Below are 24,645 nucleotides of genomic sequence, written 5' to 3' on the forward strand. Positions count from 1 at the left end.
GGCCCGCCCACCCGGACCACCCGAGATCCCCACTCTCGGCTCGCTTCGAACGGGGGCGCCGCCTGGTACGGAGGAACGCTCATGATCACCCGTCACCTCATCGATCTGGCTCAGCAGTTGCGCGTTGACAGCGTCCGCGCAGCCGCCGTGGCCGACTCCGGGCACCCCACCTCCTCGATGTCCGCCGCGGACCTGATGGCCGTCCTGCTGGCCCACCACCTCCGCTATGACTTCGAACGCCCCGCCCACCCCGCGAACGACCGGTTCATCCTGTCCAAAGGACATGCCTCACCCCTCCTGTACGCCGCCTACCGGGCCGCCGGGGCGATCAACGAGACCGAGCTGCTCACCTTCCGCAAGCTCGGCAGCCGCCTCGAAGGACACCCCACGCCCCGCCGGCTGCCCTGGGTGGAGACGGCCACCGGATCGCTCGGGCAGGGCCTGCCCATCGGCGTCGGCGTCGCCCTGGCCGGGCAACGACTCGACCGCACCGGCTACCGCGTCTGGGTGCTGTGCGGCGACAGCGAACTGGCCGAGGGATCCGTGTGGGAGGCCGCCGAGCACGCCGGGTACGAGCACCTCGACAACCTGACCGCGATCGTCGACGTCAACCGGCTCGGCCAGCGCGGCCCCACCCGCCACGGCCACGACCTGGACGCGTACGCACGCCGCTTCCAGGCCTTCGACTGGCACGCCATCGAGGTCGACGGGCACGACGTCGACGCCATCGACCGCGCCTACACCGAGGCCGAGTCCACCACCGGACGGCCCACCGTGATCCTCGCCCGCACGCTCAAGGGCAAGGGCGTCGGCGCGGTCCAGGACCGCGAGGGCCTGCACGGCAAGCCGCTGCCGGATCCCGCGGAGGCGATCGCGGAACTCGGTGGCGTACGCGACCTGCGCGTCGAGGTTCAGCCGCCGCCCGCCGCCCGCATGCTGCACACCGGGCAGGGCGGCCATCTGGAGCTGCCGCGCTACGAGATCGGTGACATGGTCGCCACCCGCGACGCCTACGGGCAGGCGCTCGCCGCACTCGGCAGCGCCCGCGGCGACATCGTCGCCCTCGACGGCGAGGTCGGCGACTCCACGCGCACCGACTACTTCGCCAAGGAGCACCCCGACCGCTACTTCGAGTGCTACATCGCCGAACAGCTGATGGTCGCCGCTGCCGTCGGCATGGCGACACGCGGCTGGATGCCCTACGCGTCGACGTTCGCGGCGTTCCTCACCCGCGCCCACGACTTCATCCGCATGGCCTCGATCAGCGGTTCCGGCATCAACCTCGTCGGCTCGCACGCCGGATGCGCCATCGGCCAGGACGGGCCGTCCCAGATGGGTCTCGAAGACCTCGCGATGTTCCGCTCGGTGTACGACTCGACCGTGCTGTACCCGTGCGACGCCAACCAGACCGCCAAGCTCGTCGCCGCGATGGCAGGCCAGGAAGGCATCCGCTACCTGCGCACCTCGCGTGGGAAGACGCCGGTCATCTATGGGCCCACCGAGGAGTTCCCGGTCGGCGGCAGCAAGGTGCTGCGCGCCTCCTTCAAGGACCGGCTGACGGTCGTCGCCGCCGGAATCACCGTCCACGAGGCGCTGGCCGCGGCCGACGCCCTCGCCGGGGAGGGCCTGCACCTGCGGGTCATCGACCTGTACTCGGTCAAGCCCGTCGACCGCGGCACCCTGCACGAGGCCGCCAACCGCACCGGCTGCCTCCTCACGGTGGAGGACCACCGCGAGGAGGGCGGCCTCGGTGACGCGGTCCTCGACGCCTTCCTCGACGGACGCCCCCTGCCCCGCCTGGCGCGCCTCGCCGTCCGGACCATGCCGGGCTCCGCGACCCCTGCGCAGCAAGTGCACGCGGCGGGCATCGACGCCGAGTCCATCACCGCCGCGGCACGGCTGCTGGTGGAGCACGCCCTCGTGTGAGGGTTGACTCTCGGGCTTGCAGCGCCCCGGGCCGGTCGGGTTCGTGCGATCTGGGACGCCGGGTAGGGCGTCGGCGTGCGGGGCCCCCGCTCCACCGGAGTGATGGTTCGGGGGCTCCCCGTCGCCGCTGGCCGTACCCACACGGCCAGGTCGCCAGGGCTGTCCATCAGCGGCCTCCGGCCGCGGGGGCCTCCCGGGATCGGACCACGGACACGATCCGTGTCGCTGCCCCGGGGTCGAGTACGCCGGGGACCAGTGCGCCGGGGACCGTTCGGGGCGCGCGGCCGAGCGGGCTCACCTCCGCTCAGTCCACAGGAACGGTGCGTCACTTGGTCACCGCGATATCATCCGTGCCGCGCTCCGGCCGCGTGCTTGTGGTGGAGCCCCTTGTGGCGGAACAGGAAGCCCAGCAGCCAGATCACGAACACCGCAAGGGCGATCCACCACAGCACTTTCACCACGAATCCGACGGCGAACAGGATCACAGCCGCCACCAGCAGGACCAGCAGGATCGGAATCATGACGTGCACCTCCTGCGCGCCGAGTTTCCCGAAAGAGGAGAATCAGACGTCCTTTCGGCAAAGAATTTCGCCGTGCAGGACGGAGAACCAGCCGTCCTCCTGCCGCCCCCATTCCCGCCAGGCCTCGGCTACGACCCGCAACTGCCCAGCGCTCGCGTGACCGCCCTCGGCGGCCCGGTCCGCGTACGCGGAGGCGAGCGTGCGGTCCGCCCACAGCCCGCTCCACCAGGCCCGCTCCTCGGCGGTGGCGAAGGTCCAGGTGCTGGAGGTGGCCGTGATGTTCCGCAGGCCGGCCTGCAGCGCCCATGACGTCAGGCGCCGGCCGGCGTCCGGCTCACCGCCGTTGGCGCGGGCGACCCGCTCGTACAGATCCAGCCAGTCGTCCATGCCCTCGGAGACCGGGTACCACGCCATCGCGGCGTAGTCCGCATCCCGGACGGCGATGAACCCGCCCGGCCTGGTGACCCGGTACATCTCGCGCAGCGCCTGCACCGGGTCGCCCACATGCTGGAGCACCTGGTGGGCGTGGACCACGCAGAACGAGTCGTCCGGGTACGCGAGTGCGTGCACATCGGCGACCGCGAAGTCGATGTTGGCGACGCCGCGGGCGGCGGCCGTGTCGCGGGCCTGTTCCAGGATCGCCGGCGCGTGGTCGACGCCGGTCACATGGCCGTCGGGGACGAGGGCGGCCAGGTCCGCGGTGATGGTGCCCGGTCCGCAGCCGATGTCCAGGATCCTCATGTGCGGCTCGAGCGAGCCGAGGAGGTACGCCGCCGAGTTGGCGGCCGTCCGCCAGGTGTGCGAGCGCAGCACGGACTCGTGGTGGCCGTGCGTGTAGACGGCGGTCTCCTTCGGCATGACCTTCCTCTTCCCGTCGGACGGGCCCCGAGGCCGCTGCAGCGGGGCGGTACGCGTCACCGTACGTGCCCCTGCCGAATGGTGAGACCCCCGTTTTGGAATGTGGACGACCGGATTGTGCCGGAGGGTCGATAATCGTTTGCCTGGACGCCGCACGCCCGCCCAGAATGCGCCCCATGGGACACCTGGAAGCCGCGCACCTCGAGTACTACCTCCCGGACGGGAGGGCATTGCTGGGGGATGTGTCCTTCCGGGTCGGAGAAGGCGCCGTCGTCGCGCTCGTCGGGCCCAACGGGGCGGGGAAAACGACCCTGTTGCGCATCATCTCCGGTGAGCTGAAACCACACGGCGGATCCGTCACCACCAGCGGCGGCCTCGGCGTCATGCGGCAGTTCGTGGGATCCGTACGGGACGAGACGACCGTGCGCGACCTTCTCGTCGCCGTCGCTCCGCCGCGCATCCGCGAGGCCGCCCGCGCCGTCGACGCCGCCGAGCACGCCGTGATGACCGTCGACGACGAGGCCGCCCAACTGCGGTACGCGCAGGCCCTCGCCGACTGGGCCGAGGCCCGCGGCTACGAGGCCGAGACCCTGTGGGACATCTGCACCACGGCCGCATTCGGCGTCCCCTACGAGCGGGCTCAGTGGCGCCAGGTCCGCACCCTGTCCGGGGGTGAGCAGAAGCGGCTGGTCCTCGAGGCGCTGCTGCGCGGCCCCGACGAGGTCCTGCTCCTCGACGAGCCCGACAACTACCTCGACGTACCCGGGAAACGATGGCTGGAGGAGCGGCTCGCGGAGACCCGCAAGACCGTCCTCTTCGTCTCCCACGACCGGGAGTTGCTCGCCCGCGCCGCCGAGAGGATCGTCAGCATCGAGCCGGGGCCGGCCGGCGCCGACGCCTGGGTGCACGGCGGGAGCTTCGCCACCTACCACGAGGCCCGCCGCGAGCGGTTCGCGCGGTTCGAGGAACTGCGCCGCCGCTGGGACGAGAAGCACGCCCAGCTGAAGAAGCTTGTACTGACGCTCCGTCAAGCGGCGGAAAACAGCGCCGACATGGCATCGCGGTACCGTGCCGCGCAGACCCGGCTGCGGAAGTTCGAGGAGGCCGGCCCGCCCCCCGAGCCGCCGCGCGAGCAGGACATCACCATGCGGCTCAAGGGTGGCCGTACCGGCGTTCGGTCGATCACCTGCGAGGGGCTCGAACTCACCGGCCTGATGCGCCCGTTCGACCTGGAGGTGTTCTACGGCGAACGCGTCGCCGTGCTCGGCTCCAACGGCTCCGGCAAGTCGCACTTCCTGCGCCTGCTGGCCGGCGGCGACGTCGCCCACACCGGGCAGTGGAGGCTCGGCGCCCGGGTCGTTCCGGGCCACTTCGCCCAGACCCACGCCCACCCCGAGCTGGAGGGCCGCACGCTCCTTGACATCCTGTGGAAGGAGCACTCCCAGGACCGTGGCGCCGCCATGTCCCGGCTGCGACGCTACGAGCTGACCGGCCAGGCCGAGCAGCCCTTCGAGCGGCTCTCCGGCGGCCAGCAGGCCCGCTTCCAGATCCTGCTCCTGGAGCTGGAGGGCGCGACCGCGCTGCTGCTCGACGAGCCGACCGACAACCTCGACCTGGAGTCCGCCGAGGCACTCCAGGAAGGTCTCGACGCGTTCGCCGGCACGGTCCTGGCCGTCACCCACGACCGCTGGTTCGCCCGCTCCTTCGACCGCTACCTCGTCTTCGGGGCCGACGGCCGCGTCCGGGAGACGGCGGAGCCCGTGTGGGACGAGCGGAGGGTGGAGCGGGCGCGATAGGGCCTGCCGTCACATTCCCGTCGTCGCCCGAAGGGCGGTCCCGCGGCGTCTGGTGCGTGCTCCCGGCGTGCCGGGTGGAAGTCCTCGTACTGGACGTACTTGGGCTTTCGCCCGGTGCGGCGAGTGGGGGTACCCCCTGCTCGAAGAGCTTGGGGGAGCGTGCCAGGCGTCGCGGGGCAGACGGGAATGTGACGACAGGCCCTGGCTCCGCCACAAGGACGACCGGAGCGCTCGTGGGGCGTCCGGGATGTTCGTACAGTGGAGGGAGAACGGCGAGAACCATGGCTCCCGCCCGGATACCGCTCGGGGTGCCTGCCGGGTGGGTACCCGGACCGCAGTGAGCAATCCGACGAGCGACGAGCGGGGTACACCATGAGCGGAGTCGACCCGGGCCGGCTGACCGACCAGCAGCTCATGAAGGAGTTGGAGACGATCCACCGCACGCGTCACGACACGCTGCTCCACGGTTCGAACGACGCACTGCGCGCGCACAACGACCGCATGGCGCAACTGGAAGGCGAGTATCTGCGCCGCCATCCGCGCCGCCTGATCGTGGCGAGCCGGACGCGCGACGGGGCCCGGGAACGGGGGACGGCCGAAGCCTGACCCCCGCCCGTCGCGACCGGCTACCCTCCCCGGCCGGGGAACTCCGTCAGGATCGCCTCGTCGAACGCCTTCAGATCGTCCGGCCTGCGGCTGGTGATCAGCTTGTTGGGCCCCTGGTCGAACCGCACCTGCTCGTCCACCCACGTACCGCCCGCGTTGCGGATGTCCGTGCGCAGGCTCGGCCACGACGTCAGGGTCCGGCCCCGTACCACGTCGGCCTCGACCAGGGTCCACGGCGCGTGGCAGATCGCGGCGACCGGGCGGCCCTGCTGGAAGAAGGAGCGGACGAACGAGACGGCCCGCTCGTCCATCCGCAGGAAGTCCGGGTTGGCCACTCCGCCCGGCAGGACAAGCCCGTCGAAGGATTCGGCCTGCACCTGGCCGACGACCGCGTCCACCGGGAACGTGTCCGCCTTGTCGAGGTGGTGGAACGCCTGTACACGACCCGGCTTCGTCGATATGAGGACCGGTTCGTGGCCGGCGTCGACCAGCGCACTCCAGGGGTCGGTGAGCTCGACCTGCTCGACGCCCTGGGACGCCATCAGGAATGCGATACGCATGCTGTTCACTTTCCTTTCCGTCTCCGCGCATGCCTCTCCGGCTCGTCGTTCGCCGCCCCCCTTCCCGCGCTGCGCCCGGTGCCGTCCGGCCCGGACGCAGCAGCAACTCCTCGCCGTACGGCGGGAGTACGGGTCGTCCCGTGCACCCGGGCCGCTATGCGTGGCGCGCGATCCCCTCCGCCTCCACGACGGCCTTGGCGAGTTCCTGGGCGTTGGCGTAGCGCACCGAACGCGGCAGCCGCTTCAGCGGCTCGACGAGCGCGTCCGGGGCGTTGCGGTGGCGCAGCGCGTCGATCAGATCGTCCCGGTGCGCCGGGAACGCCGTACGGCCCAGGATCCGCGCCATCTCGTAGCGCATGTCGGCCACGGAGTGCTTGCTGCCCGGGGCCACCGGACCGGCCCAGACCGCCGGGTCGTCGTCGGCGGTCGGCTCGGGGTCCTGCCACTCCTCGGTCCGCGTCGGATGGCCGGACCGCAGCAGTTCCTGCAGTTCGTGCTTCATCTCGTCGTCGCGGTGCGCGCTCAGTCGGTCACTGCCTCGCTGCATGACTCCCTCCAGATCTTCGGGGTGTTCCCCCGCGTACCCGGTGGACGGCGATCGAATCGGAGGTCCTTCAGGTGGCCGGTGCCGCACCGCGGTCCGCGTTGTCTTTCACCTGGGTGAATCGTGTCGGCGCCGGACGTGGCCGCGCACGCTCCGGGACCGCCGCCGAACGGTGCGTAGCCGATCGCCTCGAAGACGGCCTTTTCCTCCTGCCGCACCCGGGGGACGTACGGCCGGTCCCCGGCCCGTCCCCAGGCGGCGGGCGGGTCGTCGACACCGTAGGGGTCACACCTTTCGAGCCACTCGGGGCATGCGGCGAAAGCCCCTCTGCTGTGGAGTCCCGCGGGTTTGCCCGCATGCACCCGGCGGCGTGGCGTTCCGCCGGGCGGGTCCGTGATGCCGGGCCCCGCGTTCCCCCGGGGCGCGCGTCGCCGACGTGATGTGACGGGACATCAGTGCCTCGCCCGGTGGCAGGGGCGTCGTGGTCACTCGCCCGGCGGTGCGGTTAGCGCGAATGGTGCCCGGCCGCGCGCGGGCGGCGGCTGGGCGGGCTGTCATGGGCTTTCGGGGGCACGGCGGTCGTGCCCCGGAGGAACCGGCCGAAGGAGCCCCCTCATGCGCCGCAGTGCCCGTGTCCTGTCCGCTGCCGCCCTGACCGGTGCCGCGATGGGTGCCGTCGCCCCGCCCGCCTCGGCGGAACCGTCCGCCGACATCGCCCCACGTGCGGTCGTGCCCGGCGGCACGGTCACCGTCTCGGTGACCTGCGACGCGATCAGCGGTACCGAGCCCGACTCCATCGAGGCCACCTCCCAGGGTTTCGAGGGAGGCGTGGTGCAGTTGAAGCGGGTCGGCGGGGGCGGTGAGGGGGTGGCCCGGGTCGTGTACAGCGGCACGGCCCGCATCCCGGCCGCCGGGAAGGGCCGCGCCTCCGACATGGCCGACCGCGATGCGGAGCTGGGCGTCGAAGGCCGGTGCCCGACGGTCCCGGGCGAGCCGGAGAGACGGTGGACCGAGTCGTTGGCGGTGAACCGGGACGGCAGTCGGCAGCAGGAAGCCGGTCAGCCGCAGCAGGGGCAGCAGCAGGCGGAGAACCAGGCGAAGCAGCAGGGCGAGGGCCAGGGGTGGCGGCAGGGTGGGGTCCTGGGGGAGGGCCCGGACTGGGGGCAGGGTAAGCAGCAGGGCGAGGGGCAGCAGGGCGAGGGGCAGCAGGGCGAGGAGCAGCAGGGGTGGCAGCAAGGTGACGATCAGGGCCGGCGGCAGGGGAACGGCCCGGGGTGGCCACAGGGGAAGCAGCAGGGCGACGGCCAGGGGTGGCAGCAAGGTGACGATCAGGGCCGGCAGCAGGGCGAGGGACAGGGCCGGCAGCAGGGCAACGGTCAGGGGTGGCAGCAGGGCAACGGTCAGCAGGGCAACGGGCAGCCGTGGCAGCAGGGCAACGGGCAGCCGTGGCAGCAGGGCAACGGTCAGGGGAGGCAGCAGCAGGGCAACGGTCAGGGGAGGCAGCAGCAGGACAACGGTCAGGGGAGGCAGCAGCAGGACAACGGTCAGGGGTGGCGGCAGGACAACGGGCAGGGCTGGCAGCAGGGCAACGGGCAGCCGTGGCAGCCGGGCAATGTCCAGGGAAGGCAGCAGGACAACGGTCAGGCGGGGCAGCAGGGGAAGTGGGCGGCCGATGGCCAGGGCAGGCTGCAGGGGAAGGAACACGGCGAGGAGCAGGGCAGGCAGCGGGGAGAGGGCCCGGGGAAGCACCCGGGCGAGGAACACGGCAAGCAGCAGGGAGGCGGCCGGGACGAACGCCAGGGCGGGAAGCACGGGGAACGGGAGAACGGGGGGCGGCCACCCGTAGCCTCCCAGCACGGGGTGAACGCGGGCGCGGGCGGCGCCTTCAACGAGTCCGTACCGATGCTCGTCGCGGGCGGCCTCCTGATCGTGGGGGCGCTCGGCGGCGCGATCCACCGGGTGTGGCGGCGCGAACCGTCCCGCGTGCACTGATCCCGCTCCGAGTGACCGGGCGGACGCCCATGACCGGCCACAGCCCTGGGGACCCACAGCGTGACGGCACCGTCGGCACCGTGGAGAAACAAGACCGCGCGAACAGACGGGGGCGACGGGCCGGGTGCGTCAACGCCCGGGGAACCAGCCACGGCACCACGGACTGCGCGGAGGCACGCATGCGGCGGACGGATCCGGAAGGGCGCGGCCCCGTCCGATACGGCCCGCCCCTGCCCGGCCACGGGCTGCCGGTCCTTCCCGGCCTCGTCACCGCGCTCACCGGGGCCGCGGAGCACGACGGTGCCGATCCCTCCACCCGCCTGCCGGCCCTTCTCGACGCCGCCTGCGGCTACTTCGGCCGCCGCGGACTGCCCACCGGGCCCGACGCGCTGGCCGCGGCCCCCGGCGCCCCCGCCCTGCTGGTCGCGGTCACCGCCGCACTCGGCGGCGACGTGCTCGTGCCGCGGCCGTGCGCCGCCTGGTGGGTACCCCAGGTCAGGGCGCTCGGCAGATCCGTGTTCCATGTGGCCACGCCCGCCGAGGGAGGTGGCGTCCCGGATCCGTACGCCCTCCTGGAAACCCTTCGCCGGGTCCGCGCGGAAGGCGGCGATCCGCGCCTCCTCGTGCTGGCGGTCGCCGACGACCCCACCGCCACCGTGGCACCGCCCGAGGTGGTGCACGAGACCGTGGAGGCCGCCGCTGCCGAAGGACTGCACCTGGTCAGCGACGAGACCTGGCGCGACACCGTGCACCGGCCGCACGACACCGTGCTGTTCAGTCCCGCCGAGATGCTCCCGGACCGGGTCACCGTCGTCACCGACCTGGCCGGCCCCTTCCTCCCGCCGGGCTGGCCCGCGGCCGTCGCCCGCTTCCCGGCCACCGCCGACGGCGCCGGGCTGCGTGCCCGGGTCCTCGACGTGCTCACCGCACTCGGTGCCCGCATCGCCGACCCGGTCGCCGCCGCGGCGGCGTACGCCCTCGGCGAGCCCGCCGACGTCAACCGGCGCCTGGCCGCCGGCATCGCGCTGCACGCGCGCGTGGCCGCCGCCGCACACCGTGTCGTGGTCACCGCGGGCGCCCTTGCGCGGCCCCCGCAGGCGGGACGCCACCTCTACGTCGACCTCGGCCCGCTGCGCTCCGCGCTCGGCGGACATGATGTCGGCGACGCACAGGAACTGGAGGACTTCCTCACCGCCCGGCTCGGTATGCCCGCGCCCGGCGGCCACCGCTTCGGGGACGATCTGGCGGCGCTTCGTGTCCGTCTGGCCACCGCACCGCTCCTCGGCGCGACCCCCGAGGAGCGGGCTCAGTGCCTCGTGGCACCCGTGCCATTGGAACTGCCGCACGTGCACTGCGCGTTGATGCGACTGGAATCGGTCTTCGACGATCTACGCGACGACGCTCAGTGAGGGGAGTCTCCTCGATGACGCAGCAGTCCGAGTCGACCACGGGCACCCTTTCGACCCAGCAGGACGCCCGCGAGCCGGCGTCCACGTCCCTGCTGATCCCGGACCCCGCGCCACCGACCTCGCTTCCACCGCTCGCCGAGCCTCGTCCGCTCGGCGAACGGCGCCTGTGGCCGCGCTCCTTCATGGACCGGTTGACCTCACCGCTGCCCGGCCTCAAGGCCCTCGCCCGGCTCGCCCGCGAGGGCGCGGTGCGGCCCGGCCGCGAAGGGCTCCGGGACATCCCGCTGCTGCCCTACGAGCCGGGCCCGCTGCCGCGGGTCGACGTGGGCACGATCGCCGTCTCCTGGGCGGGGCACGCCAGTTGGGTGGTGCGGATAGGCGGGCTGACCGTCCTCACCGACCCGGTCTGGTCCCGGCGCATCCTTGGCACGCCGGCCCGGGTCACCCCCGTCGGCATCACCTGGCACGACCTGCCGGCCATCGACGCGGTCGTCATCAGCCACAACCACTACGACCATCTCGACGCCCCGACCCTGCACCGAATCCCCTACGACACACCGGTGTTCGCACCGGCCGGGCTCGCCGGCTGGTTCAGGCGGCGGCGGTTCACCCGCGTCACCGAGCTGGACTGGTGGGAGGGTGCCGAACTGGGCGGCGTCCGCTTCGACTTCGTCCCCGCCCACCACTGGTCCAAGCGCACCCTGACCGACACCTGCACGACGCTGTGGGGCGGCTGGGTGCTGACGGCATCCGACGGGCAGCGTGTGTACTTCGCCGGTGACACGGGGTACGGCCACTGGTTCGAGCGGATCGGCCGCCGCTACCCGGGCATCGACCTGGCGCTCATGCCGATCGGAGCGTACGAACCGCGGTGGTGGCTCAGCGACGTCCACTGCGACCCGGAGGAGGCCGTCCGGGCGACGGCCGACCTCGGGGCGCGGCGGATGGCACCCATGCACTGGGGCACGTTCGTTCTGTCGGCGGAACCGGTCCTGGAACCGCTGACGCGGGTGCGGGCGGCCTGGGAGAAGGCGGGGCTCGCCCGCGAGGACCTGTGGGACCTCCCGGTAGGGGCGTCGCGAGTGCTGGAATGAGCCCGCCCGGTGCTCACAGAGCGGTCGCCCGGCGCATCCGTCGCCACATACCGGGCACCGCGCTGACCGTCAGAGTCAGCACGACCGCCGTCACCACCCCTTCCCACGGCTCGGGGAACAGGGAGCCTCCGAGAATGCCGATCAACTGGTAGGTCGCGGCCCAGGCGAGGCAGGCCGGCGCGTCGCCGCGGGCGAAGTCCCGCAGCGGCATACGGGCCATCAGACAGGCGAGCATCACCGGTATGCGGCCCGCCGGGACGAGCCGGGACAGCGTGAGCACCGTGACCCCGTGGTCGCCGAGCTTCCGCTGCGCCTGGGCCAGCCGGTCCTCCGGGGCGCGGTCGCGGATCGCCTGCAGCCAGCGGGAGCCGTTCTGCGACCGCATGCCGCGCCGGCCCAGCCAGTACAGCACGAGGTCCCCGAGGAAGGCCGCGAGCGCCGCGACGACGAAGACCAGCACGAGCGAGAAGGGGGCGGTCTGATGGAAGGCGACGACGGCCGCGGAGCTGACCAGCGCCCCCGTCGGTACGACGGGCACCAGCGCGCCGACCAGCACCAGCAGGAACAGCGACGGATAGCCGATCGCCTGCTGGGCGGACTCCGCGGGCACGGTGGTACTCCCGGCGGCGAGGAACATGGCGAGAGGTATCACGGGGCGACCTCTGGACGGACGCTCTCCCCGTGGGACAGGAGGTGCACCGCCGCCTCCGGCGCACGGTGTGCGGCGAGGCGCACGAACTCATCGCCCGGCGCATGGAATTCATGGGGGCGCACGGCGTCCAACCCGATCGGCCAGTACGTGCCGTAGTGCACCGGCACCGCGCTGCGGGGCCTCAGCCGCGCCAGCGCCTGGGCCGCGCGCCCCGGATCCAGATGCCCCTCCCCGAGGTACGGTCCCCAGCCGCCGACCGGCAGCAACGCCACGTCGACCGGCCCGACCTCCTTGGCCATGGACGCGAACAGCCCGGTGTCCCCGGCGAAGTACGTCCGCGCCTCGCCCTCGATGACGTACCCGAGGGCGGGGGAGCGGTGCGGTCCGACCGGCAGCCGGCGTCCGTCGTGGCGCGCCGGTACGACGCGTACGACCAGGTCACCGACCTGGACCCGGTCGCCGGGCGCCACCTCCGTGATCCGTAGCCGGCCGAGCCGGCGCAGCCCCGGCACCTGGGCGCGGGCTCCGCGCGGCACCAGCAGCCGGGTGCCCGGGGCCAGGCGGGCCAGCGACGGCAGGTGCAGATGGTCGGCGTGCAGGTGCGAGACCAGCGCCACATCCGCGACCGCGGCCTCGGGCGGCGGCGGGGCACCGCGGCGGCGTCGCAGATGCGCGAGGCGGCGCGCGAACAGAGGGTCGGTCAGGACGCGTACACCGGAGTCCTCGACCGTACAGGTGGCATGCCCCCACCAAGTGATCTCCACCGGCACTCCTCTGCCTCCTTCACGCGCCTGCCCGAAGCCTACGGGCAGGAGTAGGGTCGACCGCGAAACCCTGAGGTGAGGGGGGCACCATGGGAGAGGCGAACAGCACCTCCGGCGCGAGCGAGGCCACCGGCCGGCCCGCCCCGGTCCGGGTGGCGGCGATCGCCAGTCTGACGCCCCTGGCCGAGCTGGAGGCGGACCCCTTCCTCGTCGACTCCCGCGGCCAGCACGCGATGTGTGCACGCTGGGCGGCGGAGCGCGGCTACGTGGTGACGCGGGAACTTCTCGTACGGGGCCTGCGCCCCGATCATCGCGTGCTGTGGGCGGACGTGGAAGCGGGGCAGGTCGACCTGTTCGTCGCCCCCAGCCGCCGCGTCCTGGAGCGGGCCCTGTCCTGCGTCGAGGAGTTCACCGCGGAGTGTGCGCGACGGGGCGTCCGCGTCGAGACGGTCGGCCGCGCCGAGCCGTCGTACGACGCCTCGATGAAGGCCCGAGTCCACCGCCGTCTGTCGATGCCGACGGCGGGCTACGACGGACGGTGACCGCTTCGCCCGGCCGTCCGGGCGAAGACCGCGCCCCGGGGATGCCGGGCCGTTGTGACAAGGTGGGAGGCTGCCCCGCAGGGACCGACCGTGCGGGCCGGGACGTGAGGTGTGGTGTGGGTCACGGGCGTTGGCGGAGTGTGCTCAGCGGAGTGTGGCGGAGTATCGCCGTGTGGGCCGCGTCCACCGTCACGATGCTCGTCCTCGCCGAGTTCCTTCCCGACTTCCGGCTGGAGTCCGCGAGCGGCGACAGCATCACCGGCGTCGCCCTCACCGCCGCGGCGGGCGCCGGTGTCTTCGGTCTGCTGTCCGCCCTCGTGTGGCCCCTGCTGGTCCGGCTGCTGCTGCTCGTGCCCGCCCTCGTTCTCGGGCTGCTCGTCTTCTTCCTCAACGGCTCCCTGCTGCTGATCGCCCTGCGCCTCAACCCCTCGGGGCGCGGCGAGGCGGCCCCCGAGACCGCGATGGTGGTCGCCGCCGCGATGTCCGCCGTCGCCTCGGCCACCGGCGCAGCCCTGGCCGTACGGGACGACGACGCGTACCGCAGGAGGCTCTACCGGCTCGCCGACCGGCGGCGCGGACGGGACGAGGGGCAGGCCGGGCCCGCCACCCCGGGCGCCGTCTTCATCCAGCTCGACGGCGTCGGACACGACGTACTCCGGGCGGCCGTCGACAAGGGACTCATGCCGACCGTCGCCTCCTGGCTCGACTCCCACGACGGCGGCGGCCCCACCCACCGCCTCACCCCCTGGCGCACCGACTGGTCCAGCCAGACCGGCGCCAGCCAACTGGGCATCCTGCACGGCTCCAACCACGACGTGCCGGCCTTCCGGTGGTACGAGAAGGACCGGCGCGAGGTCATGGTCTGCAACCGGCCGACGAGCGCCGCCGAACTCCAGCGCCGGGCCGTCGAGCGGACCGATGACGGCGGGCTCCTCACCGTCGACGGTGCCAGCCGCGGCAACCTGTTCAGCGGCGGCGCCGACCAGCTCGCCCTCGTGCTGTCCGTGTCCGCCAGGCGGGGCAAGGAGAACCGTTCCCGCGCCGGGTACTTCGCTTACTTCCGCGACCCCGCCAACGCGGTCCGCACCGCCATGTCGTTCGTCGCCGAGGTCGGCCGCGAGATAGGCCAGTCCACCCGGGCGCGCCTGGCAAGGCAGCGGCCCCGGGTCGGCCGAGGCGGTCTCTACCCCCTTGTCCGCGCCTTCGCCACCGTCGTCGAACGGGACGTCGTCGTCGCCGCGGTGATCGGGGACATGCTCGCCGGCCGCGACGCGGTCTACGCGGACCTGGTGGCCTACGACGAGGTGGCCCATCACTCCGGCCCGCACAGCCGCGACGCCCAGAAGGTCCTGCAGAAACTGGACCGCTCGCTCGCGCTGCTCGCGCAGGTCGCCGAGCACGCCCCGCGCCCGTACCGGATCGTCGTGCTGTCCGACCACGGCCAGAGCCCCGGCGAGACCTTCCAGACGCGTTACGGACTCAGCCTCGGCAACCTGGTGCGGGCCGGCTCCGGCCTGCCCGTGCCCCGCCGGGTGGAGCGCACGCACAGCGGGGCCGAGGCGCGGGCGGCGGTGCGGGCCGCGCTGCGCCGTCCGGTGGAGGAGGAAGGCGAGAAGCACCGGCCCGCCCGCCGCCGTTCCGAGCCCATCGTGCTGGCCTCCGGCAACCTCGGGCTCATCTCGTTCCCGGACGTGCCGCACCGGATGGGCAAGGAGGAGATCGACCGCCGCCACCCCGCGCTGCTGTCCACCCTCGCCAACCACCCCGGCATCGGCTTCGTCCTCGTGCGCAGCGAGGAGCACGGCGGGGTGGTGCTGGGGGCGAACGGCGCACAGGTCCCGGCCGACCGGCTCATGGACGGGACGGGTCCGCTCGCCGGCTTCGGCCCCGGCGCCGCCGACGCCGTGCGCCGCACACACTCCTTCCCGCACACCGCCGACATCATGGTCAACTCCTGGTACGACCCGGCCGCGGGCGAAGTCCTCGCGTTCGAGGAGCAGATCGGCTCGCACGGCGGACTCGGCGGCGCCCAGGGCCGCCCCTTCCTGCTGTCACCGGTGACGTTGTCAGCCCCGGCGGAGGACGGCGCCGAACTCGTCGGCGCCGAACGGATCCATCAGGTCTTCCGCCGCTGGCTGCGTGAGTGCGACGGGCCTCAGGTGCCGCTGACCGCACACGAGACCGTGACGGATGTCACAACCGAGGCCGGGGACGAACGCGCCGCCTGACCCGCGGCCCGAAAACACCGCCTCGTCCACCCGGTGCGGCGCACCCGGGTGTGATCGGATGGGGCTGACGGAACCCGGTAACGGGACCACACCGAAAGGAAGAACCGTGGCAACCACGCGCACCGCACACACGGTCTGGGAAGGCAACCTGCTCGAGGGCAACGGCGTCGTCACCTTCGACTCCTCCGGCATCGGCCCGCAGCCGGTGTCGTGGCCGTCGCGCGCCGAGAAGGCCAATGGCAAGACCAGCCCCGAGGAGCTGATCGCCGCCGCTCACTCCAGCTGCTTCTCCATGGCCCTGTCGCACGGCCTGACGGGCGCCGGCACTCCGCCCACCAAGCTCACCACCTCGGCCGACGTCACCTTCCAGCCGGGTGAGGGCATCACCGGCATCCATCTCACCGTCGAGGGCACGGTCCCCGGCATCGACAACGACGCGTTCGTCGCCGCCGCCGAGGACGCCAAGAAGAACTGCCCGGTCAGTCAGGCCCTGACCGGCACGACGATCACGCTGTCGGCCAAGCTGGCCTGACCCTCGTCACGTTCCCGGGTGCCGCGCTCCCCTCGGGGGCGCGGCACCGCCGTATCCGGGGACCCGGTGGGGGCCGCCGAAGGTCAGAGCTTGCGCGCGACCCCGGCGTACACCGGCACGATGCCCTCCGCCATCGCCGCCAGGTCCTCCTCCTCGGGACGCCACTCGGACACCGGGAGCACACCGGGCTCCAGCAGTTCCAGGCCGTCGAAGAAGCGCGAGAACTCGGCGTGCGCGCGCGGGTGGAAGGGGGTTCCGCTGCGGCGGAACAGCGCGGCCGCCTGCTCGATGGCGGCCGGGTTCAGATCGGGCGTGACCTGGGAGAGGACCAGATGGCTGCCGGGGGCGAGCGCGTCGACGTAGCGCTTCAGCAGCCCGTACACGTCGTCGACGTCAACGTCCTCGCTCAGGTAATGGGTGAGCGCGACCAGCGACAGTGCGACCGGCTCGTCGAAGTCCAGGGACTTCGAGGCCAGGGCGAGGATGGCGTCCACGTCGCGGACATCGGCGTGGACGTAGTCGGTGACGCCCTCGGCGGTGCCGTGCAGCAGCGCCTCGGCGTGCCGCAGCACGATCGGGTCGTTGTCGGCGTACACCACACGTGCCTCGGGGGTGATCCCCTGCGCGACTTGGTGGAGGTTGGGCTCGGTGGGGATGCCGGTACCGATGTCGAGGAACTGGCGCACACCCGCCTGCGCCAGCGCCCGCGTCGCCTTGCGCATGAACCGGCGGTTGGCGCGCGCCCCGCGCCGCACGGCCGGATCCACCGCGAGTATCTTCCGGCCCAGCTCCTCGTCCACCGGGTAGTTGTCCTTGCCGCCCAGCCACCAGTCGTACACCCGCGCAGGATGCGGCCGGCTGGTGTCCAGGCGGGTGGACGCTGCTTCATGTCCGTTCGTCATGCGATGCTCCTGAGAAAAGATGGTGAAACGCGGAGACGGCGTCGGGTCAGAAGGTGTCGCGGTACTCCCGCAGGATTTCCCTCGTGCGCTGCACGGAGGCCGCCTTCGCGGACATGTGGTCCAGCACCTCCAGGTGCATGGCCACCTCCGTGCGCGAGTCGAGATAGAGGGCACCGGTCAGGTACTCGCTGTAGACCATGTCGGGCAGTTCCGGCTCCGCGAAGCGGAACAGCACGAACGGGGTGTACGTCCCCGGGTGCGGGCCGGCGGCGTACTCCGAGACCTGCAAGGTGAAGCCCGGGTCCTCGGCGATGTCCAGGAGCCGGTCGATCTGGTCGCGCATCACCGCGGAGCGGGTGCTGACCGGGCGGCGCAGCACCGTCTCGTCCATGATCACCCAGAGATGGGGCGGGTTCTCCCGGTCGAGCAGCTTCTGCCGGGCCAGCCGCAGCGCCACGTGCCGCTCGATGTCCTGGGGGCGTACCTGCCCGATCGTCCCGGCCTCCAGTACGGCCCGCGCGTAGTCCTCGGTCTGCAGCAGTCCGGGCACGAAGTGGGGCTCGTAGGAGCGGATGATGCGGGCGGCGCCCTCCAGGCTGACGTGCAGGCTGAACCAATCGGGCAGCACATCGTGGTAACGCTGCCACCAGCCGGGCTCGTTGGCCTCCTCGGCGAGCCGGACGAAGGCCGTGATCTCCTCGTCGGACACGCCGTACGTCGTCAGCAGCACCTGTACATACGGGATCTTCAGCGCGACATCGGCCGTCTCCATGCGCCGCACGGTGGCCGGGGCGACGTGCAGCACCCGCGCAGCCTCTTCCCGTTTGAGCCCGGCAGTCTCCCGCAGCTCCTGAAGCCGCCGCCCGAGGACCACCTGCCCCACGGTGGGCGCAGCCCGCCGCTCACTCACGCCACGCCTCCCTGATCGCTGAAGTACGCCAGCAGTGTGACATGTTCGGGTGGAAGTCACAGCAGGGCGGTGGCCGGTGGCCGCACGCTCTCATCGGCGGACGTTCACAATCCGCCTGTCAGCAGGTCACATACTCATGGACTGAAGGTACTTCACGGTCGCCGGGTCCGCGGGCAGGAACGTCTCGATGGCCAGCTCCGCGACCGTCACGTCCATCGGCGTGTTGAAGGTGGAGATGGACGAGACGAAGGACAGCACCTGGTCGTCGTGCTCGATCCGCAGCGGGAGCGCGAAGTGGGGGACCGGCTCGTGGTGTTCAGGCTCCGTGCGGTCCGGGACCGGATACGCCGCCACCTCCTCGTACAGCGCACGCAGGGCGGACGAGCGCTCCAAAGCGATCTGACGATCCATCTGATCCAACAGATGGCCGCGCCATTCACGCAGATTCCGGATGCGCGGCGCCAGACCCTGCGGATGCAATGACAGGCGCATCACGTTCAGAGGCGGGGCGAGCAGCCGTTCCGGGACGTCCTCCAAAAGCATGGTGATGCCCCGGTTCGCCGCCACCACGTTGTACATGGCGTCCACCACCACCGCCGGATACGGCTCATAGCCCTGGATCAGCTGCTCCATGCCCGCGCGGAGCGCCGCCATCGACGGGTCGTCCAGGGGCGTCTCCGGGTAGTGCGGGGCGTAACCGGCGGCCAGCAGCAGCGCGTTGCGCTCACGGACCGGCACGTCCAGGTGTTCCGCGAGCCGCAGCACCATCTCCTCGCTCGGCCGTGACCGGCCCGTCTCGATGAAGCTGATGTGCCGCGCCGAGGAGTCGGCTTGAAGCGCCAACTCCAGCTGGCTGAGCCGCCGTCGCATCCGCCAACCGCGCAGCAGCGGGCCGATGCCCAGTTCGGAAGACGCCGGTGACAGTGTGACGGTGCCGGACGCGACAATGGCCATACGTTGACCCTAGTCGAGGAGTGGTGCATGTACGACCGACTCGCCCCGTCCTGGGAGGCCACGGCGATCTACCGGGCCCGTGTACGCGGCTGCCTCCTCGGAGGCGCCATCGGTGACGCCCTCGGGTATCCCGTCGAGTTCGCCTCCCTGGACCGCATCCGGACGGTGCACGGCGCCGCGGGCATCACCGGGCTCGTACCCGACGCCGAGGGGGTAGTGGGCCGGGTCACCGACGACACCCAGATGACCCTGTTCACCGTCGAAGGGCTCCAGCAGGCGCACGAACGCGAACGCCACAAGGGGATTGGCGGCGGCTGGTCCCGGCTGGTCCGGGAAGCGTACGGCCGCTGGCTCGACACCCAGCGCCTGCCCGGCCCGCCCGCGGGTGCCCACGGCGGCCTCGCCGCGCAGCCCTGGCTCTACGCGCGGCGCGCCCCCGGCAACGCCTGCCTCTCCGGGCTCGCCCGGGACTTCGTGCCGGATCCGGGGGCCGAGCTGGGCCGCCCGGGCCCGGTCAACTCCGACTCCAAGGGCTGCGGAGCGGTCATGCGCTCGGCCCCCTTCGGGCTTGTCCGTGCCCCCGCTGACGCTGCGTTCGCCATGGCCGCGCGCTGCGCGCAGACCACCCACGGCCATCTCACCGGCTACTACTCGGCAGGGGCCTTCGCCGCGATCGTCACGTTCCTCGTCGAGGGCGACTCCCTGGAGGGGGCCGTGCTGCGCGCCCTGCGGCTGCTCGCCCGGTACCCCGGACACGAGGAGACCGCGGGCGCGCTGCGGCAGGCCCTCGACCTGGCCGCCCAAGGGTCCCCGACCGCCCGGAAGGTCGAGACGCTGGGCGGAGGCTGGGTCGCGGAGGAGGCGCTCGCCATCGCCGTGTACTGCGCGCTCGTCGAACCGGAGATCCGCCATGCGCTCCTCCTGTCCGTCAACCACTCCGGCGACAGCGACTCCACGGGTGCCATCTGCGGCAATCTCCTCGGCGCCCACCGCGGCGACCACCGCCTGCCGCAGGACTGGCTGGCACATGTCGAGGCGCGCGCCGAGATCACCGTCGTGGCGGACGACTTCGCCGCGGAATGCGTACGACGTTGAGGGAACGGCCGCGCGTACGGGGCCGCAGGCAGGGGATGTGACAGGGTGAGGCGAACCCCGCGTCGTACGGAAGGAGCCGGGCCATGCCCGTAGAACCGCTGTCGCAGAAGGAGATCGAGGACCGGCTGGCGGAGCTGCCGGGCTGGTCCCTGGACGGCGACCGGCTGGCCCGCTCCTACCGGCTCGGATCACACTTCGCGGCCGCCGCGATGGTCGTCCACATCGCCCAGGTCCAGGAAGAACTCGACCACCACTCCGACCTCACCCTCAGCTACCACACCGTCTCCCTCACCGTGAACACACACAGCGTGGGCGGCGCTGTCACCGAGCTCGACTTCGAACTGGCCCGGCGCGTCGAGAAGTTGGCGCCCGGTCACGGTGCGCAAGGGTAGGGTGCCGACATGCTCGACTACGACAGCGAAGTCGACCGGTACGACGCCACCCGCGGAGGCGAGCCCCGGGCCGCGGCGGCGGCCGATGCCGTGCTCGGACTGCTGCCCGAGGGCGCCGGACGTCTGCTCGACGTGGCGTGCGGCACAGGGATCGTGACCCGGCGGCTCGCGGCCGGGCGGCCGGGCCTCAGGGTGACGGGCGCCGACCTGGCGCACGAGATGGCGCGCTACGCCGCCGCCCGGCTGCCCGGCGTCGTCGTCCGCGCGGACAGCCGTCGACTCCCCTTCCCTGACGGGGCGTTCGACGCGGTCACCAGCGTGTGGCTGCTCCATCTCATCGACAGCCCCGAGGACGTGCGGGCCGTGGTGAACGAGTGCGCTCGCGTACTGCGCCCCGGCGGGGCGTACCTCACCACGGTCGACAAGGCCGCCGCCCACGATGTGGGCAGTGACATCGACGCCGTCCTCGCCCCGCGCCCGAGCCAGCCGGCCCCCGACGCCGCGGACACGGTCGCGGCGTACGCTGCGGCGTGCGGTCTGGTCCCTGCCGGGCAGGCCCGCTTCCCCGGCGTCGGCCAGGGCCGCAGTCCCCGCAGCACGGCGGCGGACCTGCGACGCGGCTGGTTCACCACGCTGACCCCCGGCTCCGCGCTCGCCGAACGGATCGCCACAGGGCTTACGATGCTGCCCGATCAGGAACGGCAGCGCCCCGACCCGGTGTTCACCCTGCAGGCCTTCCGCAAGGGTTGAGCGGCTCCTGGCAGGCGGGGCCCCCGCGCGGCCCTCAGGCAGCCGAGGGCCGGCTGAACTCCATGATCCAGTTGGTCACGCAGGTGTCACCGCCGTCTACCGAGAACGCCTGCTCCCACCGCTTGAAGGCGGGCCGCTGGTACGTCGACGCGGACCCGGACCACGCACCTTCCGTGTCGACCAGATCCTCGAACTCGCCACCATCGAAAAGGAGTTCACCCAACCTCGGGATTTCGACCTGGGGGCCTACTGGGCCGCGTAACAAAGAGACTTCCACGAGCGGCTGCACCGGGATGAGGCGGTCGTCCGGCTCGCACCGGGAACCCGCCTCACCGGCCCGGCGGTACGAGCGGTGGATGCCAACGGACTTACAGGCGACGACGGGTGGACCGTCGCCACCGTCCCCATCGAGTCCGTCGAGCACGCCCACGACGAGTTCCTGCGGCTCGGCACCGCGATCGAGGTGCTGGAGCCACCCGAGCTGCGCGCACGCATCACCGCAACCGTGACCGCACTTGCGCGGACCTATGCATAGAGGGCGCTGACCGAAACGCGTCAACTCCCCGTCCTCTCAGCAGGTCCCGGACCGGCAGCCGTGCCGGAACCGATGCGCGCGGGGAGGCCGGGAGCCTCGGCGTTCGCGTGGGAGTAAGGCATAGCCACCCCCTGTACCCGGTATGGGCAGATCGCCCGTCGTCGTTCATGAGCCCAGGTTGCGGACAGACGGGCGAGTCGCACCTGGTGTTGCCGTTTCGGCAACGGAATTGGCCTCGTCGCCGTGCGTCGGGGCACCCTGGTCGCATCGACAGGAGAGGCTGATCACCATGGCACAGGAGCACCAGGGCCACCCCCACGGCGCGCACGACCACCACCATCACCACCACGGCCACACCGACATCGACTGGTCCGAGATGGCCCCGCTGCTGGAGTCCCAGGCGGAGTTGTTCGCGCCGCTGTACCGGCAGGCTATGGCCTGGCTGTCCGAGGAGGTGAGCGCGCCCGGCCTGATCGTCGACACGGGCAGCGGCCCGGGGGTGGTCTCCGGTCTGTTCGCCGAGGTCTTTCCGGACGCCCGGGTCATCGCGGTGGACGGCTCCGTACCGCTCCTCGAACGGGCCCGCACCCGCGCCGTGCGCCTCGGCTTCGCCGACCGCTTCGCCACCGTCACCGGTGAACTCCCGGACGCCCTGGCCGAGCTGGAGCACCCGGCCGACCTGCTGTGGGCCAGCAACAGCCTGCACCACCTGGGAGACCAGCGCGCCGCCCTGGCCGCGTTCGCCGGACACCTTGCACCCGGCGGCACCCTTGCCCTGCTGGAGGGTGGTCTGCCCGCCCGCTTCCTGCCCCGGGACATCGGCATCGGACGGCCCGGTCTGCAGGCCCGCCTCGACGCGGTGGAGGCCGACTGGTTCACGCGCATGCGGGAGGAGTTGCCCGGGTCCGTCGCCGAGACCGAGGACTGGCCGGCCCTGCTGACCTCCGCCGGCCTGAAGTACACCGGCACCCGCAGCTTCCTCCTCGACCTGCCGGCCCCGGTCTCCGAACCGGCCCGCGCCTACGTCGTCGCCTCCCTCACCCGCCTGCGCGAAGCGCTGACCGACGACACCACCGCAGCGGACCGCGCCACACTGGACCGCCTCCTCGACCCAGAGGACGAGGCGAGCGCGCACTGCAGGAAGGACGTCTTCGTCCTGAAGGCATACACCGTGCACACAGCCGTGCGGACCTTCTGAACCGCCCTTCGCGCCGCAGCCGTTTGACTTGGAGCGCTCTCCAAGTGATTGACTCCCCGACCGTTCACCGACAACGAGGGGGCAGCCATGATCGATTCTCCAGTCGCACTCATCACCGGAGGCGGCAGCGGCATCGGGGCCGCCGTCGCCCGGCAACTGCTGGACGCCGGGCACCGGGTGGCCGTCACCGGGCGGGGCGAGCAGCGGCTGCGCGACTTCGCCACCGAACTCGGCAATCCCGAGGGCCTGTTGACGATCGTCGGCAGTACCGCCGAGTACGACCAGGTGACGGCTGCCGTCGAGACCACGCTCAAGGAGTTCGGACGGCTCGACACGGTGGTCGCCAACGCCGGCTTCGCCACGCACGACACGGTCGCCGAGGGCGATCCGGCCGGGTGGACCGAGATGGTGCTCACCAACGTCCTTGGCCCGGCCTTCCTCATCCGCGCCGCCGTCGACGCCCTGAAGGAGACCCGCGGCCGGATCGTGCTGGTCGGCAGCGTCGCCGGGTTCGTGCCCACGCCCGGCAACCTCTACGGGGCGACTAAGTGGGCCATCACCGCGCTCGCGGAGAACACCCGCCGCCAGGTGACCGAGTGGGGGGTGGGCGTGACCCTGATCGCGCCCGGCCGGGTGGAAACCCCGTTCTGGGACGAGCTGGGCAGCCTGCCGCCGGGCCACCTGCTGACCGCCGACCAGATCGCCGACTCGGTGGTGTGGGCGATCCGCCAACCCGAGGGTGTGGACGTCAACACCGTGGTCATACGGCCGATCGGGCAGCCGAACTGACCTGCGCCGAAAGGCGCGGCACCGGACACGCCGGACCCGACGACGGCCCGGCCGCGTGGAACGCGGTCGGGCCGGCCGGGTGAGGTGCCGAACCTGACGGCGTCAGACCATGTCGAACGCGGCCGGGTCGGGGCCGATACGGCGGTCCTCGTTGAGCGCGCTGATCGCGGCCATGTCCTCCGTGTCCAGCGAGAAGTCGAAGACCTGGATGTTCTCCTTGATCCGCGACGGCGTCACGGACTTCGGGATGACGATGGTGCCGAGCTGGAGGTGCCAGCGCAGCACGATCTGGGCCGGGGAGCGGCCGTGCTTCTGGGCGATGGCGACGATCGCCGGGACCTCCAGGAGACCCTTGCCCTGGCCGAGCGGCGACCAGGCCTCGGTGTGGATGCCCTGTTCTGCGTGGTATTCGCGCGCCGCGTGCTGCTGCAGATGCGGGTGCAGCTCGATCTGGTTGACCGCCGGGATGACGGACGTGGCGCCGATCAGCGTCTCCAGGTGCTCCGGAAGGAAGTTGGAGACACCGATCGCCTTGGCGCGGCCGTCCGCGTAGATCTTCTCGAAGGCCTTGTATGTCTCGACGAACGTGCCCCGGGACGGCAGCGGCCAGTGGATCAGGTACAGATCCACGTACTCCAGGCCGAGCTTCTCCAACGACGTGTCGAAGGCGCGCAGCGTGGAGTCGTATCCCTGATCGCTGTTCCACAGCTTGGTGGTGACGAAGAGGTCCTCGCGGCGGATGCCGGACGTGGCGACCGCCTTGCCGACTCCCTCTTCGTTGCCGTAGATCGCCGCTGTGTCGATGCTGCGGTACCCGGCCTCCAGCGCGGTGGCGACGGCGCTCTCCGCCTCGTCGTCGGGCACCTGCCAGACGCCGAAGCCCAGCTGGGGCATCTCGACGCCGTTGTTCAGGATGATCGGAGGGACCTTGCTGCTCACGAGCTCTTGATCCTTAAGTCGACGGATGATACGGGTGATACTGACATCGTCAACGATCACGTCCCGGCATGCATTCCTGACCGGCTGATTCCCCCCGGAATCTCGACAGGGACCACGGATCGGCCGGAAACGGAACGGTCGCCATCGGTGCGGACCG

General features: G+C 72.0%; 26 protein-coding genes. 15 read left to right on the forward strand and 11 right to left on the reverse strand.

All coding sequences use genetic code 11. The features are described 5' to 3' along the window. The first annotated feature begins 81 nt into the window (after positions 1-81). The gene (locus tag BIV24_RS22315; protein WP_071368169.1) at positions 82-1,926 is read left to right on the forward strand and encodes a transketolase; all 1,845 of its coding nucleotides are present in this window, start codon (positions 82-84) and stop codon (positions 1,924-1,926) included. Between the two features lie 344 nt (positions 1,927-2,270). Here BIV24_RS22315 and BIV24_RS22320 read toward each other — a convergent pair whose 3' ends face one another. Then, the gene (locus tag BIV24_RS22320; protein ID WP_071368170.1) at positions 2,271-2,447 is read right to left on the reverse strand and encodes a hydrophobic protein; all 177 of its coding nucleotides are present in this window, start codon (positions 2,445-2,447) and stop codon (positions 2,271-2,273) included. A 42-nt stretch (positions 2,448-2,489) separates the two neighbouring features. Continuing rightward, positions 2,490-3,305, reverse strand: a complete 816-nt coding sequence (locus BIV24_RS22325) for a class I SAM-dependent methyltransferase (RefSeq protein WP_071368171.1) — start codon at positions 3,303-3,305, stop codon at positions 2,490-2,492. 176 nt (positions 3,306-3,481) lie between these two features. Here BIV24_RS22325 and BIV24_RS22330 point away from each other — a divergent pair, with 176 nt between their 5' ends. Then, on the forward strand, positions 3,482-5,101 hold the full coding sequence (locus BIV24_RS22330) for an ABC-F family ATP-binding cassette domain-containing protein (RefSeq protein ID WP_071368172.1): 1,620 nt from the start codon (positions 3,482-3,484) through the stop codon (positions 5,099-5,101). A gap of 372 nt (positions 5,102-5,473) precedes the next feature. Then, positions 5,474-5,707, forward strand: coding sequence for a DUF6158 family protein (locus tag BIV24_RS22335; protein WP_071368173.1), 234 nt, complete (start codon positions 5,474-5,476; stop codon positions 5,705-5,707). Between the two features lie 20 nt (positions 5,708-5,727). Here BIV24_RS22335 and BIV24_RS22340 read toward each other — a convergent pair whose 3' ends face one another. Next, the gene (locus tag BIV24_RS22340; protein WP_071368174.1) at positions 5,728-6,267 is read right to left on the reverse strand and encodes a type 1 glutamine amidotransferase domain-containing protein; all 540 of its coding nucleotides are present in this window, start codon (positions 6,265-6,267) and stop codon (positions 5,728-5,730) included. A gap of 154 nt (positions 6,268-6,421) precedes the next feature. Beyond that, positions 6,422-6,814, reverse strand: a complete 393-nt coding sequence (locus tag BIV24_RS22345; protein WP_071368175.1) for a DUF2795 domain-containing protein — start codon at positions 6,812-6,814, stop codon at positions 6,422-6,424. A gap of 612 nt (positions 6,815-7,426) precedes the next feature. On the opposite strand from BIV24_RS22345, the gene BIV24_RS22350 reads away from it, so the two are divergent. The 3 genes from BIV24_RS22350 (at position 7,427) to BIV24_RS22360 (ending at position 11,306) form a co-directional block, all read left to right on the forward strand. Next, a complete protein-coding gene (locus BIV24_RS22350; protein WP_071368176.1) occupies positions 7,427-8,803 on the forward strand; it encodes a hypothetical protein in 1,377 nt (458 codons plus the stop codon). Positions 8,804-8,982: 179 nt separating this feature from the next. Further along, complete coding sequence (locus tag BIV24_RS22355) at positions 8,983-10,212, forward strand: aminotransferase class I/II-fold pyridoxal phosphate-dependent enzyme (protein ID WP_071368177.1); 1,230 nt, start codon at positions 8,983-8,985, stop codon at positions 10,210-10,212. Between the two features lie 14 nt (positions 10,213-10,226). Next, complete coding sequence (locus tag BIV24_RS22360; protein WP_071368178.1) at positions 10,227-11,306, forward strand: MBL fold metallo-hydrolase; 1,080 nt, start codon at positions 10,227-10,229, stop codon at positions 11,304-11,306. A 13-nt stretch (positions 11,307-11,319) separates the two neighbouring features. Here the strand turns inward: BIV24_RS22360 and BIV24_RS22365 are convergent, their stop codons facing one another. After that, positions 11,320-11,943, reverse strand: coding sequence for a DedA family protein (locus BIV24_RS22365; protein WP_071368179.1), 624 nt, complete (start codon positions 11,941-11,943; stop codon positions 11,320-11,322). An 11-nt stretch (positions 11,944-11,954) separates the two neighbouring features. Further along, positions 11,955-12,728 (reverse strand): MBL fold metallo-hydrolase, encoded by a 774-nt coding sequence (locus tag BIV24_RS22370; RefSeq protein WP_071368180.1) that lies wholly within the window; start codon positions 12,726-12,728, stop codon positions 11,955-11,957. Between the two features lie 83 nt (positions 12,729-12,811). Between BIV24_RS22370 and BIV24_RS22375 the strand changes: the two genes are divergently transcribed. The 3 genes from BIV24_RS22375 to BIV24_RS22385 all read left to right on the forward strand — a co-directional run bounded on the left by BIV24_RS22375 (position 12,812) and on the right by BIV24_RS22385 (position 16,024). Next, on the forward strand, positions 12,812-13,264 hold the full coding sequence (locus BIV24_RS22375) for a hypothetical protein (RefSeq protein ID WP_071368181.1): 453 nt from the start codon (positions 12,812-12,814) through the stop codon (positions 13,262-13,264). A 170-nt stretch (positions 13,265-13,434) separates the two neighbouring features. Beyond that, positions 13,435-15,492 (forward strand): alkaline phosphatase family protein, encoded by a 2,058-nt coding sequence (locus BIV24_RS22380; protein WP_425442584.1) that lies wholly within the window; start codon positions 13,435-13,437, stop codon positions 15,490-15,492. A gap of 106 nt (positions 15,493-15,598) precedes the next feature. Then, the gene (locus tag BIV24_RS22385; protein WP_071368183.1) at positions 15,599-16,024 is read left to right on the forward strand and encodes an OsmC family protein; all 426 of its coding nucleotides are present in this window, start codon (positions 15,599-15,601) and stop codon (positions 16,022-16,024) included. Between the two features lie 83 nt (positions 16,025-16,107). Here the strand turns inward: BIV24_RS22385 and BIV24_RS22390 are convergent, their stop codons facing one another. From BIV24_RS22390 to BIV24_RS22400, 3 genes are all read right to left on the reverse strand, one after another. After that, positions 16,108-16,926 carry an SAM-dependent methyltransferase gene (locus BIV24_RS22390; RefSeq protein WP_071368184.1) on the reverse strand — a complete coding sequence of 273 codons (819 nt, stop codon included), beginning with the start codon at positions 16,924-16,926 and terminating at the stop codon, positions 16,108-16,110. Positions 16,927-16,972: 46 nt separating this feature from the next. Continuing rightward, on the reverse strand, positions 16,973-17,836 hold the full coding sequence (locus BIV24_RS22395) for a helix-turn-helix domain-containing protein (RefSeq protein ID WP_071368185.1): 864 nt from the start codon (positions 17,834-17,836) through the stop codon (positions 16,973-16,975). Between the two features lie 126 nt (positions 17,837-17,962). Then, a complete protein-coding gene (locus BIV24_RS22400) occupies positions 17,963-18,790 on the reverse strand; it encodes a helix-turn-helix domain-containing protein (RefSeq protein WP_071368186.1) in 828 nt (275 codons plus the stop codon). Between the two features lie 27 nt (positions 18,791-18,817). On the opposite strand from BIV24_RS22400, the gene BIV24_RS22405 reads away from it, so the two are divergent. From BIV24_RS22405 to BIV24_RS22415, 3 genes are all read left to right on the forward strand, one after another. Continuing rightward, the gene (locus BIV24_RS22405) at positions 18,818-19,885 is read left to right on the forward strand and encodes an ADP-ribosylglycohydrolase family protein (RefSeq protein ID WP_071368187.1); all 1,068 of its coding nucleotides are present in this window, start codon (positions 18,818-18,820) and stop codon (positions 19,883-19,885) included. Between the two features lie 83 nt (positions 19,886-19,968). After that, on the forward strand, positions 19,969-20,277 hold the full coding sequence (locus BIV24_RS22410) for a 4a-hydroxytetrahydrobiopterin dehydratase (protein ID WP_071368188.1): 309 nt from the start codon (positions 19,969-19,971) through the stop codon (positions 20,275-20,277). A gap of 9 nt (positions 20,278-20,286) precedes the next feature. After that, positions 20,287-21,027 carry a class I SAM-dependent methyltransferase gene (locus tag BIV24_RS22415; protein WP_071368189.1) on the forward strand — a complete coding sequence of 247 codons (741 nt, stop codon included), beginning with the start codon at positions 20,287-20,289 and terminating at the stop codon, positions 21,025-21,027. A gap of 34 nt (positions 21,028-21,061) precedes the next feature. On the opposite strand, the gene BIV24_RS36275 is transcribed toward BIV24_RS22415, so the two are convergent. Next, on the reverse strand, positions 21,062-21,250 hold the full coding sequence (locus BIV24_RS36275) for a hypothetical protein (RefSeq protein WP_071368190.1): 189 nt from the start codon (positions 21,248-21,250) through the stop codon (positions 21,062-21,064). 129 nt (positions 21,251-21,379) lie between these two features. On the opposite strand from BIV24_RS36275, the gene BIV24_RS36280 reads away from it, so the two are divergent. The 3 genes from BIV24_RS36280 (at position 21,380) to BIV24_RS22435 (ending at position 23,549) form a co-directional block, all read left to right on the forward strand. Beyond that, positions 21,380-21,562, forward strand: a complete 183-nt coding sequence (locus BIV24_RS36280) for a WYL domain-containing protein (protein ID WP_071368191.1) — start codon at positions 21,380-21,382, stop codon at positions 21,560-21,562. Between the two features lie 289 nt (positions 21,563-21,851). Next, a complete protein-coding gene (locus tag BIV24_RS22430) occupies positions 21,852-22,760 on the forward strand; it encodes a class I SAM-dependent methyltransferase (protein ID WP_071368192.1) in 909 nt (302 codons plus the stop codon). A gap of 87 nt (positions 22,761-22,847) precedes the next feature. Continuing rightward, a complete protein-coding gene (locus BIV24_RS22435; RefSeq protein WP_071368193.1) occupies positions 22,848-23,549 on the forward strand; it encodes an SDR family oxidoreductase in 702 nt (233 codons plus the stop codon). Positions 23,550-23,651: 102 nt separating this feature from the next. On the opposite strand, the gene BIV24_RS22440 is transcribed toward BIV24_RS22435, so the two are convergent. Continuing rightward, positions 23,652-24,488 carry an aldo/keto reductase gene (locus BIV24_RS22440; RefSeq protein ID WP_071368194.1) on the reverse strand — a complete coding sequence of 279 codons (837 nt, stop codon included), beginning with the start codon at positions 24,486-24,488 and terminating at the stop codon, positions 23,652-23,654. Positions 24,489-24,645: the final 157 nt, after the last annotated feature.

This window comes from Streptomyces colonosanans, assembly GCF_001866645.1.
Lineage (GTDB): Bacteria > Actinomycetota > Actinomycetes > Streptomycetales > Streptomycetaceae > Streptomyces > Streptomyces colonosanans.

Coding starts and splice junctions, on each gene's coding strand:
- BIV24_RS22315 (WP_071368169.1), top strand. CDS start 82: ATGATCACCCGTCACCTCATCGATCTGGCTCAGCAGTTGCGCGTTGAC.
- BIV24_RS22320 (WP_071368170.1), bottom strand. CDS start 2,447: ATGATTCCGATCCTGCTGGTCCTGCTGGTGGCGGCTGTGATCCTGTTC.
- BIV24_RS22325 (WP_071368171.1), bottom strand. CDS start 3,305: ATGCCGAAGGAGACCGCCGTCTACACGCACGGCCACCACGAGTCCGTG.
- BIV24_RS22330 (WP_071368172.1), top strand. CDS start 3,482: ATGGGACACCTGGAAGCCGCGCACCTCGAGTACTACCTCCCGGACGGG.
- BIV24_RS22335 (WP_071368173.1), top strand. CDS start 5,474: ATGAGCGGAGTCGACCCGGGCCGGCTGACCGACCAGCAGCTCATGAAG.
- BIV24_RS22340 (WP_071368174.1), bottom strand. CDS start 6,267: ATGCGTATCGCATTCCTGATGGCGTCCCAGGGCGTCGAGCAGGTCGAG.
- BIV24_RS22345 (WP_071368175.1), bottom strand. CDS start 6,814: ATGCAGCGAGGCAGTGACCGACTGAGCGCGCACCGCGACGACGAGATG.
- BIV24_RS22350 (WP_071368176.1), top strand. CDS start 7,427: ATGCGCCGCAGTGCCCGTGTCCTGTCCGCTGCCGCCCTGACCGGTGCC.
- BIV24_RS22355 (WP_071368177.1), top strand. CDS start 8,983: ATGCGGCGGACGGATCCGGAAGGGCGCGGCCCCGTCCGATACGGCCCG.
- BIV24_RS22360 (WP_071368178.1), top strand. CDS start 10,227: ATGACGCAGCAGTCCGAGTCGACCACGGGCACCCTTTCGACCCAGCAG.
- BIV24_RS22365 (WP_071368179.1), bottom strand. CDS start 11,943: ATGTTCCTCGCCGCCGGGAGTACCACCGTGCCCGCGGAGTCCGCCCAG.
- BIV24_RS22375 (WP_071368181.1), top strand. CDS start 12,812: ATGGGAGAGGCGAACAGCACCTCCGGCGCGAGCGAGGCCACCGGCCGG.
- BIV24_RS22390 (WP_071368184.1), bottom strand. CDS start 16,926: ATGACGAACGGACATGAAGCAGCGTCCACCCGCCTGGACACCAGCCGG.
- BIV24_RS22400 (WP_071368186.1), bottom strand. CDS start 18,790: ATGGCCATTGTCGCGTCCGGCACCGTCACACTGTCACCGGCGTCTTCC.
- BIV24_RS22405 (WP_071368187.1), top strand. CDS start 18,818: ATGTACGACCGACTCGCCCCGTCCTGGGAGGCCACGGCGATCTACCGG.
- BIV24_RS22410 (WP_071368188.1), top strand. CDS start 19,969: ATGCCCGTAGAACCGCTGTCGCAGAAGGAGATCGAGGACCGGCTGGCG.
- BIV24_RS22415 (WP_071368189.1), top strand. CDS start 20,287: ATGCTCGACTACGACAGCGAAGTCGACCGGTACGACGCCACCCGCGGA.
- BIV24_RS22430 (WP_071368192.1), top strand. CDS start 21,852: ATGGCACAGGAGCACCAGGGCCACCCCCACGGCGCGCACGACCACCAC.
- BIV24_RS22435 (WP_071368193.1), top strand. CDS start 22,848: ATGATCGATTCTCCAGTCGCACTCATCACCGGAGGCGGCAGCGGCATC.